This window comes from Candidatus Marimicrobium litorale (assembly GCF_026262645.1).
Taxonomy (GTDB): Bacteria; Pseudomonadota; Gammaproteobacteria; order Pseudomonadales; family Halieaceae; genus Marimicrobium; species Marimicrobium litorale.
This window is the reverse complement of sequence record NZ_SHNO01000001.1, coordinates 3,668,037-3,681,456: the sequence shown is the minus strand read 5'-3', so window position 1 is coordinate 3,681,456 and position 13,420 is coordinate 3,668,037. Positions and strand designations below refer to the sequence as shown.

General features: G+C 51.5%; 8 protein-coding genes and 3 pseudogenes. 5 read left to right on the top strand and 6 right to left on the bottom strand.

All coding sequences use genetic code 11. The features are described 5' to 3' along the window. Positions 1-398 precede the first annotated feature (398 nt). The 4 genes from EYC82_RS16380 (at position 399) to EYC82_RS16365 (ending at position 6,107) form a co-directional block, all read left to right on the top strand. Entirely contained in the window at positions 399-1,973 is a 1,575-nt protein-coding gene (locus EYC82_RS16380; protein WP_279250614.1) for an arylsulfatase, read from the top strand. Positions 1,974-2,392: 419 nt separating this feature from the next. Beyond that, positions 2,393-4,267, top strand: a complete 1,875-nt coding sequence (locus tag EYC82_RS16375; RefSeq protein WP_279250613.1) for a hypothetical protein — start codon at positions 2,393-2,395, stop codon at positions 4,265-4,267. Between the two features lie 51 nt (positions 4,268-4,318). After that, a complete protein-coding gene (locus EYC82_RS16370; RefSeq protein WP_279250612.1) occupies positions 4,319-4,963 on the top strand; it encodes a hypothetical protein in 645 nt (214 codons plus the stop codon). Between the two features lie 694 nt (positions 4,964-5,657). Beyond that, the gene (locus EYC82_RS16365) at positions 5,658-6,107 is read left to right on the top strand and encodes a ferritin-like domain-containing protein (RefSeq protein ID WP_279250611.1); all 450 of its coding nucleotides are present in this window, start codon (positions 5,658-5,660) and stop codon (positions 6,105-6,107) included. Between the two features lie 49 nt (positions 6,108-6,156). On the opposite strand, the pseudogene EYC82_RS18220 reads toward EYC82_RS16365, so the two are convergent. The 3 genes and pseudogenes from EYC82_RS18220 to EYC82_RS16355 form a co-directional block, all read right to left on the bottom strand. Continuing rightward, positions 6,157-6,354: pseudogene (locus EYC82_RS18220) on the bottom strand (IS6 family transposase); the annotation flags it as partial. Between the two features lie 44 nt (positions 6,355-6,398). Further along, a pseudogene (locus EYC82_RS16360) lies at positions 6,399-7,111 on the bottom strand (IS6 family transposase). Between the two features lie 12 nt (positions 7,112-7,123). Further along, positions 7,124-7,843, bottom strand: a complete 720-nt coding sequence (locus EYC82_RS16355) for a TetR/AcrR family transcriptional regulator (RefSeq protein WP_279250610.1) — start codon at positions 7,841-7,843, stop codon at positions 7,124-7,126. 159 nt (positions 7,844-8,002) lie between these two features. Here EYC82_RS16355 and EYC82_RS16350 point away from each other — a divergent pair, with 159 nt between their 5' ends. Continuing rightward, entirely contained in the window at positions 8,003-10,360 is a 2,358-nt protein-coding gene (locus EYC82_RS16350) for an arylsulfatase (RefSeq protein WP_279250609.1), read from the top strand. A 197-nt stretch (positions 10,361-10,557) separates the two neighbouring features. Here EYC82_RS16350 and EYC82_RS16345 read toward each other — a convergent pair. The 3 genes and pseudogenes from EYC82_RS16345 to EYC82_RS16335 form a co-directional block, all read right to left on the bottom strand. Then, positions 10,558-10,686, bottom strand: a pseudogene (locus tag EYC82_RS16345) (IS6 family transposase); the annotation flags it as partial. Between the two features lie 160 nt (positions 10,687-10,846). Beyond that, a complete protein-coding gene (locus EYC82_RS16340; RefSeq protein WP_279250608.1) occupies positions 10,847-11,776 on the bottom strand; it encodes a glycosyltransferase family 2 protein in 930 nt (309 codons plus the stop codon). Continuing rightward, the gene (locus EYC82_RS16335) at positions 11,773-12,996 is read right to left on the bottom strand and encodes an FAD-dependent oxidoreductase (RefSeq protein WP_279250607.1); all 1,224 of its coding nucleotides are present in this window, start codon (positions 12,994-12,996) and stop codon (positions 11,773-11,775) included. The genes EYC82_RS16340 and EYC82_RS16335 overlap by 4 nt, the downstream gene beginning before the upstream one ends. Between the last annotated feature and the right edge of the window lie 424 nt (positions 12,997-13,420).

Below are 13,420 nucleotides of genomic sequence, written 5' to 3'. Positions count from 1 at the left end.
TACCGGGCCTCTGGGATACACATGCCAAATTAATCCGACGCGTCTCCATAGAGTCCATGAGCTTGCAGCAATTACATTGGCGTCGGGTACGTCAGGTTTGTCGGGTGTTAATCTGTTTCAGGGGGTAGCTACCCACTCCCCCCGTTGGGTTTGATTATCTTGAATCTTGATAGGCCTGCGCGGAGCGGGCAGAAGCTCGGCGAACCTTCTAACCGTAATCCTGCGTTTGGCCAGCAGATCTTCGATATCTCGGTGACTCAGGTTAAATCTGTGGTAGAGCCAGACGGCATAGCTGATGATGCCAGGTGGGGGCGCCTGGCCGGAATCGAGTGCTAACAACTTACTGTTTGTTGTAAAATCTGTCGTCTCATCCTACTTATAGCTGGGACAACCTCGTTATGAAGAAATCAAAAGCCTCTGCAGCGATCAGGTTAACAATGCTGGCAACATTTTTGGTCTGCAGCACGGTCGCAAATTCCGCTACAAAACCAAATATTGTTGTCATCATGGCTGACGATGTCGGCTGGGCCAGCCTCGGCAGCTATCACCAGGGCCTCAAGAGCATTGAGACTCCGAATCTGGATAAGCTTGCGAGCCAGGGGGTTCGGCTTACCGATTATTACGCACAACCATCCTGCACCGCTGGGCGGGCGGCTTTTTTGACCGGTCAGCTCCCGGTCAGAAATGGCATGCACACGGTAGGTTTACCAGGAGAGTCTGCCGGCCTGCATGAGGATGACCCGACCATACCCGGACTGCTCAAGAAGCTGGGTTATACCACGGGCCAGTTTGGCAAGAATCATCTTGGTGATCGCAACGAGGTCCTCCCCACAAATCGCGGCTTTGACGAATACTGGGGATGGCTTTATCACCTGAACGCCATGGAATATACGGTTGATCCGGACTGGCCGCAGGACGAAGCTTTCAACAATAAGTATGGTCCGCGAAATATTATTCATTCCTATGCGACCGATACGGATCAGAATGTAGTGGACAAGCGCTTCGGGCCGGCTGGCAAACAACGAATCGAAGACGATGGTCCGGCACCACCCTCACGTCAGGAAACCCTGGATGATGAAGTAACTGCACATACACTCGATTTTATTAATCGTGCGGTAGACAAGGAAAAACCTTTCTTCGTTTGGATGGCTCCGGCCCGGGCGCATGTCTGGACCTATTTGTCGCCCGAATACAAAGCGCAACTGGGCAATGGCAAAGGTCTGCAGGACATCATCATGAAAGAGCTTGATGACAATGTGGGCAAGGTGCTGGCCGAACTCGACAAGCTCGGAATTGCGGACAATACCATCGTCGTCTTCACCTCAGACAATGGGCCGGAAACCATGACCTGGCCGGATGGTGGCACAACGCCCTTCCATGGTGAAAAAGGCACTACCTGGGAAGGTGGGTTTCGAGTCCCTGCTATTGCCAGATGGCCGGGACACTTTCCCGCAGGCAAGGTCTTCAACGGCATATTTGATGGTATGGACTGGATGCCGACACTGGTTGCCGCCGCCGGTGGTCCACAGGATTTACCCGCGAAACTGTTGACCGGCTATGAAGGTTATAAGGTACATCTAGATGGCTACAATCAGCTGTCGTTCCTCGAGGGTGAATCAGAAAGTAACCGCGACGAGATTTTCTATTACGCGGGCGCAACGCTGCAGGCCGTGCGCTATCGCGACTGGAAGGCTCATTTCGTGGTTCAGAATCATGGCTGGGGAGGCCCAAAAGATGAGTTGAATGCGCCGCTGTTATTCAACCTGCGCAGAGACCCCTACGAAAAAGCCGCTGACGAATCCGGTATGTACACTAAATGGATGGGCAAGAAAATGTGGGCATTTGGCCCGGCCAAAAATCTGGTGGTACAACACCTCCGTACCTTGAAAAAGTTTCCGCCGCGGGGAGCGGCCTTGTCGAATGAGACTGAGATAGAACAGCAGGCCACGGGCGACAATGGCCTGGCGCAGTAGCTGTATCGATTAGCTGTTTAACGGGAGGCGTTACGATTTTTTTGTGGCGCCTTTCTGTTTAAAGATGCTGTCGAGCGCCGTTTGATGACGAAGACAACCCGTTGAGCAACGCACCACACACGCTTGCGGATGTAGCCTCGGACAATTGGATACATCCATAGGTACTGATCAGTTAACTCGAGGTCACGGGCTGGCGCTATACAATCGAGCCTAGACTGACCAGAAATATGTCATTGCCCCCCACATTGGGCTGTAATTTCCCGAGATTTTGGTTTGTGGTTTCCACATTTGGAGCGAATCTACGTTAACTTGTCAGTACCGCACTGACAGCTTAACTGGCCAAATTGGTAGAATAGGCACATGACCTGCTGTGAAGAAAGATTTGTTATTTTATCGAATATCAGGAGCGTAAGGGCCGCTTGAGACAATACATCCACAAAGACTCTTACATCAATCTCAACCCATCTGATCCGACTCTGGACATGGATGATCTGAGGCGCTTTCTCAAATCGAGCAAGCCGGACGGTGATGCGTTTCTAAACTATTTGTTACAGGACGACTATTTTTCTGGAAAGGGAATCTGGGTCAACTCGGACCCAGATATATCAGCCACTTATAGGGCAATTATTGAAAGTGATCCGACTCTTCAATCTCAAAGTCCTTATGGCGATTTTTTCAACAAAGATTCTGTACGTGTACAAGGCGACAACCCTGTCCTGATTAGCAATCTCAGCGATGCGCCCAAAGAATATCAGGCGCTTTACAATCAGTACCTCCAAGAAACTGCGTCAAAAAAAATTGCTCCTGCCATAGTTTTTGCCGGCGGACCAGCTGCAAAAATAGCTAGCCTGCTAGCTGCGAAAAAAAGTGAAACAGCAACCGCGTGCGACCTTTTTTTTATATCTGATGGGACTGAACAATCAAATGAAAGTGCTTCGGCAAGTTATGAGCATGTAAACCATGCCAATGCACTGAATGCTGAGCATGACAACACGGGCTTGGGAATACTCATCAGCGCACTCCGCCGTGCATTTTTCGCAGAAAGAAATCCAGATGCGGCACTACACTTAAATTATCGCAAAGTTGACCTTTGGCCAGCAGGTGTTCATATGCGAGACCTGCCTATTTACGTCGTGAACGAGGTCCACGGCTGGACTCAAAAACTCAGATCTCTTTTCGGAAAAATGAATGAACATGATAAAAGCCGGTTGGCGAGCAAGTATTCTACAAAAATTCTCGATTTTATCGAGCGAGATCTAGGTATATCCTTACGATTGGTCAAGCGTCCGTCACGAGCTTTCTTTCTATACTTATCAGAAACCGAACATACGAGATCCATCAAGGAAAGAAAGGTACTTTCCAAGTTTGTACAACTACTGCCAGAAAAAGTATCAGAAGATACGATTAGACATTTTTATGGCGATGGGAATCTTAAAAACATCGTTTCAGCAGATATATTTAGCGAGAATAACTGTATCGACCATGGCTTTGATGCCATTTGTAGAAAGGCAATGATCAAAAGAGATATTCGAGTACTAGATCGAACGATAATCAAAGAACTTTTTTTCAGCCACTCGAAGGGTCGATCAAACTGTGTCGGATTGAGATGCCAAGATATCATTACCAAAGAAGTGTATTTTCTGCCTTTAAGCTATCTCGGCTTGACACTCGGACCAACTGCAACATATGAATTTTCCAAAGCGAATACACCCTGGGAAAAATTATGTGACCGTATAAAGATAAAACAGCCCGTACCCCATCAAACTATTGCTACGGGCTGTAGCGCCCAGATATTGTGCCGAGTTGACGAACAAGCTGGAGATTGGCTTGAGCACTTACCCCATACAGGCCTTAAACAAACACATATTGTGGAAATAGCTCGTCATGGACCCTATATCCTGTTTAAGCTGACCGCCGGCGGCAACATTGGGCTTCCCTGGTATAGTCGAAGTTATGGGATTAGCGCTTTGGCAAATTTTTCCCGAGTATGGCCTCCTGGGTGCGGGATAGTGTTCGTTGACGTCATCTGTGCTTGGCCGGGAATAAGAGGCGTTAATGCGTCCAACAATGGCCAGCTGGTGCGCCTCGCTGACAATGCTGTCGTTCGCTTTGGAGAAGGGGGAACAGGTATGTCGAAGATGGGTGCCAATGCACAGACCATGTTAGACATGCTTGATATAAGTCATCAATTACCTGAAAACGAGATGCTACCTCGAACACTGTATGCACACACGGTGATCGATAACCGCAGACCTATTAGGCGCCGGCTGCACAAGCCTCATCTGGCGCGTTAACCATCCACTACACGACGTAAAATCTTCGGCGGCATCCCAAAGGTAGACACTATGAAAATCGCGGGACGGAGGACCTCTGCAGCAGCAGCATGGCATTACACTAGTAAAAGAAAGACTCTGGTGCTATTTAAATCGCAGATCAACAATGATAGTTTTTACCTGCGCCAAACGCTCCGTACGACTTATAGAGTATTGCAGATGAAAAAAATATTTTTTGCTATGAGGAATGCGCTCGCACTGGCTGCATCCGCTTGCGTCGCTTGTACAGGAGTCGTCGCGGCGGCGGAGTCAAGCCCCGCTAGCGGAGCTTGCGCATCCATCGGAAATGTCACCGAGTTATCAGGCATCTGGAAAGGATTTGACTTACCTAGTATCCGGGAAACGACAGAGGGCAATACGGATATTATTTTGAACTTGACCTTTACTGTCGATGGGCGCGTGAGAGGGACCAAGTTATGGCGCTCCGCCGAGGCCCACAGCGGGTTCGATGCAGAGGGTACGAGTACCACCAATCAAACCGAAGTTATTCTTGGAATGTTTGATCACGCAACTTGTGAATTAACCCTAGTAGAATCGCAAGAGAGTGGCGTTCTTAAGGGAGCTTTACGGCCAGACGGATCGATGCGCTATCTCTTCTATCAATCAGGGGATACAGATGCCATAGTTACACTGGGGGTGTTGCAGAAGCAAAATTAGCTCAACCCACTGTTTTGACAACTTAACTTTTCGAGGCCTGAGCAACTTAGCCGGTATTGGCAAGTTAACTCGAGGTCACGGGCTGGCGCTACACAATCGAGCCTAGACTGACCAGAAATATGTCATTGGCCCCCACATTGGGCTGTAATTTCACGAGATTTTGGTTTGTGTTTTCCACATTTGGAGCGAGTCTGAGTTAACTTGTCAGTACCTCCCAAACCCATATCAACAAAGACGCCACTGAAAGACCCACGGCACGGGCTACTGCGGGCTCTCGTTCAGGAATGGACGGATATGAATTGCGAGATCACCGTAGCCAACAACGTCTCAGGCTCATAGGAGGGTATTTCGAGAATTTCTACAGATCAGTTAGCACGATCAGTGAGGAAATCTACTCACAGCAGGCCGTCTATTTGTCCTATACTTGTTGCGCCTCGATACCTTGGTTTTCTATGTTTTGTTACTTCAACATGATATCTCTGCGGTTGTTTAGACCTTAGCTATGAAAAAAACGCTTTGTAAATCAAAAAAAGTTCGCGAGAGAAGCCATTTACAGAAAAGTTCAAAGCCGATATCGCACCAGTGTAAAAAGTGTGGGCGTTTGAGCACGAAAAAGAAGTGGCTTTGCAAACCTAAACGCGTTGGCACTCGTAGAACAATCGATACCGCGACCAAAACAATTGAGAGAAAGCTTATGAAAAGTCTGGACACGGAAAAGGTTTGCCGAATTCTCAATACGATCATCGAGTACGAGATGGCAGGTGTAGTGAGATACGCTCATAGCTCGTTGATGGTGATCGGCCCATACAGGCAACCCATCGTGCAGTTCTTGCAGGAGCAAGCCACGGAAAGTCTGCAGCATGCGCTTGAGGCGGGGGAGCTAATAACTGGCTTAGATGGGCATCCCAGCCAGAAAATAGCCGAGATAGAGGAGTCCAACGATCACTCTGTGACTCAAATTTTGGCAGAAAGCCTCGATCACGAGCAGCATGCAGTCACCCTTTATCAGTCACTTTTGAATGAGGTGAGTGACGCCAGCGTGATGTTAGAAGAATATGCGCGGGGCAAGATCAGTGCCGAAGAGCAGCATGCGCTGGAAGTCAGAAAAATGCTGAAAGACTATTCTCCGACACTGCAGATTTAGGTTCTGACAAGTTAACTCATTGAGACCAGAGTAATCCGATGCGTGATAGTTATGCAACCGCTCTGCTCCAATCTGTAAACGCACCTGCCCTCAAATCCCGGCAGTGTGGCGCCCTAACCAGGTGACGGCCAAGATTGAGCAGATTGCTAACAGCGGCATGAGCAGTCACGAATCCCTGTGCCTGCCCAACCGACTTGAACTTCCGCATCCCTCGCTCTCTAACTCCGGTCGCCTCGTGTGATGGTTCTGGCAACCTAACTTCTTGAGATCAGAGAAACCATGCTCCTGGTCTCAGGCCACTGCCCTACTCCATTCTGCAAACGCAGCTACCTTAAGATTTCGATAATGCTGCGCCTTGACCAGATGCCTTCCCAGATTGAACAAATTGGAAACCGCTGCATGGGCAGTCACAAATCTCTGGGCTTGCCTCACTGACTTAAACCGCCTCATCCCCCGTTCTCTTACCCTAGTCGCCTCATGGGATTGTTCAGCCCTGTTATTCTCATACTGCTGAGTACTGTGGATCGTCTCAGGAATCAGTTCACGATGCGCGACACCATAGCTGCGCAGCTTGTCAGTCACGACTTTCCTAGGCTCGCCTTTATGGGATCGCAATAGACGCCGGAAAAACCGCTTCGCAGATGCCCCGTCGCGTCTGGCCTGGAGGAATACATCAACGACTTCTCCATCCTGATCAACTGCTCGCCACAGATAATGCTGTTTGCCGTTGATCTGAATGGTCCGGCACACCGGCGAATACCTCATCGATGTAGAAGGTATCACCATATCCTCGGTGCTTGCGCTTCAATCGGCGAGTATAAATGGCGCCGAATTTGATACACCATAGACGGATCGCTTCTCGGGATACAGCGATGCCCCGCTCGGCTAGAAGATCTTCGATGTCGCGGTGGCTGAGATTGAATAGATAGCAGAGCCAGACGGCGTAAGAAATGATATCAGGTGGGGGCGCCTAGCCGGAATCGATGTCGCTTATAAGTATTCATTCGCGGATTCTATCAATATCGGCGATTTAACTTGGCAATACCGTGGTTAGCCCTGTCTGCTTTGCGATGCAGCGTCGATGCTCGTTTAGTAACCCAGTTGTCACCATAAATAGATGATATCCAAACGCGCAAAACCACCTCCAGCACTGGCCCCGGTTGGCGGCGAGGCTTTTGGCCAAAAGCTCGAACGTATAGTGCCGTATTGGACTGGTTTAGTGAGATGGCCAATAGCTCGGGGTCGAAAGCATCAACCAGGCCAAGTGCCTGGTCATCGCGAATGCGCTTGCTGACGGCAGCATCAAATCGCCCAAGCATGCCATACCAGGCCCGCTCCAAGCGCTCGTCCGCTCCGGCTGCATCACTTATGGCTTTCAGCATCGGGCCATGCTTAAAGCAAAGCTGCACTTCAGCAGCGAGGCTATCGCACAGCAGTGCAACGGGGTCTCCGTCATCGTACAGCCACGGGCTACCGCCTTCCATTATCTTGGCTTCCAGACTACTTAATAGTGTCTCCATCAATTCATGGAGATCAGTAAAATGGTAATAAAAAGCAGCTCGGCTAAAAGCCGTTTGCTGCATCAGCCTGTCTACGGTCAAGTCTCTGAAAGGTCGTGACCATAGAAACTGGATAGCCGCATTCTGAATCTCGGCACGAGCACGTTCTGTACGACCCACTTTGCCGCTTGGCTGCGGGTTTATCACGAGACTGGCTTTCGATCTATTTTCTGACATAGCGTCAGATTATACCGACATAGTGTTGACTAATCGACCATTCGAGTCTTTAATCTCAATTAATTCGCGATGGCTTCAGAGCGTCAATCAGATCGTTATTGGGGAAGCTCGCGCCACCTGACTACAGGGTGAATCCCTAATTACTTCAGGAGAATTAGTATGCACAATAATCGGAATCTAAAGCTCGCTCGTGGGTTCGGGCTGGCAGTGGCTCTACTGACCGCGACCACTGGCTCCTACGCCTATGAGGTAGACCGCACCCATCTCCCTATCGCCGAACCTGACCCGCCCAAATTCAAGGAGCTCGATGTACGTAACGTTGAGACTCCGCCACTCTTCAAGGTCGAGGCTCCCGAGGAGGCGCCCAATGTCATAATTATTCTAATCGATGACGTGGGCTTTGGCGCAACCACACCATTTGGTGGACCAATCAATACTCCAACGATGGATCGTCTGGCAGAGGGCGGCTTGCGCTACAACAACTTTCACACGACCGCACTGTGCTCTCCTACGCGTAATGCATTGAAGACGGGTCGTAACCACCACACCGCCAACACCGGCTCGATCATGGAGAGCGCCACAGCGTTTCCGGGCAATACCGGAAAAATTCCTAATCGAGTTGCGCCGGTGGCAGAGATGTTACGGCTCAACGGATATAGTACGGGCGCGTTCGGCAAGTGGCACGAGACAGCCGCCTGGGAAACCAGCATCTCGGGTCCGTTTGACCGTTGGCCAACTCACTCGGGCTTTGACAAATTCTACGGCTTCATCGGTGGTGAAACCGACCAATGGTATCCGCTGGTTTACGATGGCGTCACTCGAGTCAATCCGCCGCATGTCGAAGGCTACCATTTCACCGATGACATGACCGATCAAGCGATTGGCTGGATGAAGGCGCAGCATTCGATGACTCCTGACAAGCCCTTTTTTATCTACTTTGCGACCGGTGCCGTGCACGCACCACACCACGTCCCCAAAGAATGGGCAGACAAGTACAAGGGTAAATTTGACAAAGGCTGGGATCAGGTTCGGGTCGACACCGTGGCAACGCAAAAAAAGATGGGGATTATCCCCGAGACGACTCAGTTGGCAGATAGACCTGAAGACCTCAGCGCCTGGGCAGATCTTCCTGAAGATCATCGCAAGCTCTTTGCACGTCAAGCTGAGGTGTTTGCTGGCTTTATGGAGCACACCGATGTCAACGTGGGCCGATTGATTAATGCCGTAGAGGATATCGGTGAACTCGACAACACTCTGATTATTTATATCGCCGGGGACAATGGCACCAGCGCTGAGGGCGGCTTCATTGGTGTATACAACGAGATGACTTACTTCAATCAAGTGGAGGAGAAGGTCGAAGATCTTCTGCCGCGGCTCGATGAATGGGGTGGCGAATACACTTTCCCTCACATGTCAGCGGGCTGGGCAGTGGCTTTTGATGCGCCGTTCAAGTGGACCAAACAGGTTGCTTCGGACTTTGGCGGCACCCGCAACGGCATGATCGTTCACTGGCCTGACGGTATCGAAAGTCAGGGCGAGATTCGTAGCCAGTTTTCTCATGTGATCGATATTGCGCCCACCATTCTCGAAGCTGCCAATCTGCCGGAGCCCACAAGCGTGAATGGAACGGTTCAGGAACCCATGGCCGGCACCAGCCTCATGTTCAGCTTGAATGATGCTGATGCTCCTGAGCAGCACACGCTTCAATACTTTGAAATGTTCGGTAACCGTGCCTTGTACCAGGATGGCTGGTTCGCCCGCGTCTTGCATCGCGCACCTTGGCAGACTGGCAAGCAAAAGCCGCTTGAGGATGACGTTTGGGAGCTCTACAACACGAAGGAAGACTTCAGCTTGGTGAATAATCTGGCGGATCAGTACCCTGAGCGTGTGGCGGCGATGGAAGCCACTTTTATGGAAGAGGCCGAGAAGTACAACGTGCTGCCGATCGACGATCGTACCGTAGAACGCATGAATCCAGCTATCGCAGGACGCCCTGATTTGTTGGGCGGCCGCAAATCACTGACGCTTTACGGTGGCATGAATGGCATATTGGAGAATACGTTCTTGAACTCCAAGAACACATCGAAGCGTATTACGGCCGATGTAGAGGTCGACGAAGGTGCAACAGGGGTGATCCTGACCCAAGGTGGCCGTTTTGGCGGTTGGTCGCTTTACATGAAGGACGGTCGACCGATTTACACCTACAACTTCCTCGGCCTTGAGCGGTTTACTGTGGCAGCGGAGGAGCCTATTCCGCCCGGCCCTGCAACGATCGTCATGGACTTTGACTACGACGGCGACGGCTTGGGTAAGGGCGGCGATGCGACAATCACAGTAAATGGTAAGAAGGTGGCCTCCGGCAGAATTGGCCGAACTCAGCCGCTGATCTTTTCGGCGGACGAGACAGCAGATGTGGGTCTCGATAACCAGACACCGGTGGCGGATGACATTGGTGTAGGTCCGGAAGAAACGCGCTTTACCGGCACCATTAATCAAGTGGTACTCGCGATCGAGTAGCTCTTTAGCAAGGAAGTCATTGCAAAAAAGCCATCCAGCAGGTGGCTTTTTTTGAGGAGGATTTGCACCGAGCATTCTGTTGATCTTTCTGGCAGGTTACGTCAACGTACCGGCAATTTGACAGCGCTCCAGACTGGTCACTTTTCGGCAAACCCCGGGCGGAGTATGGCTAGGGTCATGGGTGCAGCCGGGGGGGGGCTGACAGTGATGCCTCGTTCAGAGCGTAGATCTTCGATGTCTCGGTGGCTTAGGTTTAAACGACAGTAGAGCCAAACTGCGTAGCTGATGATATCGGGTCGGAATCTGTGCCGTTTGTAGGTATTCATCTGGCGATTCTATCAATATCGGCTCGTTAACTTGGCAGTACCCAAATAATATCAGGTGAGGGGCGCCTAGCCGGAATCGGTGTCGTTTATAGTTATTCTATTCACGGGGCGATTTTACCAATTTCGGCACGTTAACTTGGCAATACCTGTTCAAGGGGTGCTAGACGCTATTCCCGGTGCGCCGTTGCCATTGGCGAATCATAGCGCCTGGGCCCCCATAACGGAGTCGCAACTCAAGTGTGTTCGGATGTATGCCCAAAGCACTAAGTGCTCTGCCCACGATGTGCTCATAGAGCCGGCGCAGTCGTCGACGCCAGTACTGCTCTTCGTCGACGGATTTCTGTCGGGCCCGATCGAGTAGTTCCTGGTGCCGCCTCGAGGATATGACAAACTGCTCGTAGACGTAGCGGTGCTCAGCGTCGCGGCGCTTGCGATAGAAATTGGCGCGCTTGCCAGTGGCGATTGTGATGATTGATACGTCGGTTTCACAGTGTACGGGGATGCCCGAGCGCCAGGCCCGGAACAGCCAGTCCTGGGAAGGCGTCACCACTGTTTCACACTCCATCTGCCACGGGCCCGCGCGGCGAGCCAGGGCCGTGGGCATGAACCAGCCCGAGGCTACGTGCCAGCGACTGGGTGTAAAGTGCGGTCTGCGCGCAGTGGCGCCGCCTTCCCGATAGGTTAGATTATCACCGGTTTCTTCCCCATCATTCACCACGATATTGACGAGGCCCGTCAGGATAATACTGTCGGGGTGCGCCTGTGACGAAGCCAGCATCCTTTCCAGGTGCCAGGGCATGTACAGATCATCATGGTTTAGGTAAGCCAAGTAGTCACCGCGCACCTTGGTAAGTCCAAAATTGTTGGGGGTAGCTTGCTGGCCGCTGTTTTGTGCGAGATTGTAAAACTGCAGGCGCGGATCGTTGTAGGCTGCTACGCACTCAGCGGAATCGTCGGTGCAGTGATCGCCGACAATGACTAACTCCCAGTCCTGAAAGGCATTGCCGCGGACGCTGTCGATGGCGTATCTGAGGATATGGCTGCAGTTATAGGTGGCCAGGATGATCGACACCAGCGGCTGCTCCATCATGCCAGCCCCTCGACCCTGTCGGCGATGGCAACGCCCCAGTGCGGCGCCAGGGTGTACTTGCCCGTATCGACACTGTGATAATGGCCCTGGCTCTGGATGCCAATTTCGAAGCGGTCATGTAGCTTACTGCTCTGCTCGTCCACATCAGTAGTCCCCAAGGCATAGATCACGCCGCCCACCGGGTCGATATCTGACCTACCGAAGTCCAGTTTGTCCAGCGCCGGGCAGCGCAGCGCCCAAGCGTCATAGCTGCGCTGGAAAACTTCCCGGCGTTGCTCATCACTATAGTCTCGGTCCCACTCCGGGGGCGTCTCTTCGGTAGACATACCGGTGCGGCCAGTGGGATACCAGGACAGAAAAAAGCCGCGGTCACCGAAATTGACCAGGTCACCGAAAGGGCCCTGTACGCAGGTGAGTGACGGCAGATCTGCCGCTGCAAGGGGAATAGTGATGCGATTTGCAAACTTGTAGCGGTGTGACCATTTTGCTGGTGGGGTGATGCCCAGTGGGCGGTCCAGCGGCAGGCGTCGATACCAGGTTGTATTGACCACCTGTTTAAACCACTCGTCGGTCACGGCACCGGCGTGCTTCAATTCAATCCTGAAGTCGCCTTGCCGCCGAGCCTCGACAGCCAACACTTCATGATCCGAGCGAAAATCAATGCGCGGGTGTTCTTCGATAGCCGCCCGCAATTTTTCCGCCACCACCCTGGGGTCCACCGCGTACTCACCGGTCTCGATAAGGTGCGGAATATACTCGGGGTTTATGTCTTTGGGGAAATTACGCTCGGCGACTCGGCGGTGATAAGTGCCCCCCTGGCCCAGGTAGTTTAGCCCGAGTGCACGCGATCGTTCGTTACAGTAGTCGGTGCATAACTGGTAATGGGCCAGTAATTGATCGACATTTTGTAGTGACCCCCTGTGAATGCCGTAATAGAAGGGGGTCGACAGGCTGTCTTCGGCGCGATAATCGAGCCAGCGTTGCAGGTAGCTCTCGAACACCAACGAACCGTCGATCATGGTACGAGCTGTTCGATGGCTGGTATCCTTGGCGTAGATATAGCCTAGATGAATCTTGCCCTCGTTGGCATAGCTGGCCTCTCGCACTGGCTGTTCCTGTCGTTCGTACAGTGTGACCCTGTGACCGCGGGCGGCAACTTCCAGTGCTGCGCAACAGCCGGTGGCACCAGCCCCGAGAATCGCAACATGGCGTTGTGTCATAGAAAATTCCCTTTGAGTGATATCTCTTATCGGCACTGACAAGTTAACTCGAGGTCACGGGCTAGCGCTACACAATCGAGCCTAGACTGACCAGAAATATGTCATCGGCCCCCACATTGGGCTGTAACTTCCTGAGATTTTGGTTTGTGGTTTCCACATTTGGAGCGAATCTAAGTTAACTTGTCAGTACCCCAAATTGCCGGCTCCAGCCTCAGCAAATCAGCTACCGGAACCTCGGGCTCCGTCTCAAGCACGTCTCTTCGACTACTAAAAATTACAGGGAATGTGACGAATTATGCTGCTCAAGGAAGAGGCTGGCAGGGCCGTATATCGTTTAGAAGATATTCTCTAGCAAAAGACACGACGTTAATGACGTGTTTTATATCCATTGGGTTCATTGATAACACTAGTTAATAGCTTGGAC

Bases quoted from the DNA above. Each gene is read 5' to 3' on its own strand.
- EYC82_RS16380 (WP_279250614.1), top strand. From the start codon at position 399: ATGAAGAAATCAAAAGCCTCTGCAGCGATCAGGTTAACAATGCTGGCA.
- EYC82_RS16370 (WP_279250612.1), top strand. From the start codon at position 4,319: ATGAAAATCGCGGGACGGAGGACCTCTGCAGCAGCAGCATGGCATTAC.
- EYC82_RS16365 (WP_279250611.1), top strand. From the start codon at position 5,658: ATGAAAAGTCTGGACACGGAAAAGGTTTGCCGAATTCTCAATACGATC.
- EYC82_RS16355 (WP_279250610.1), bottom strand. From the start codon at position 7,843: ATGTCAGAAAATAGATCGAAAGCCAGTCTCGTGATAAACCCGCAGCCA.
- EYC82_RS16350 (WP_279250609.1), top strand. From the start codon at position 8,003: ATGCACAATAATCGGAATCTAAAGCTCGCTCGTGGGTTCGGGCTGGCA.
- EYC82_RS16340 (WP_279250608.1), bottom strand. From the start codon at position 11,776: ATGATGGAGCAGCCGCTGGTGTCGATCATCCTGGCCACCTATAACTGC.
- EYC82_RS16335 (WP_279250607.1), bottom strand. From the start codon at position 12,996: ATGACACAACGCCATGTTGCGATTCTCGGGGCTGGTGCCACCGGCTGT.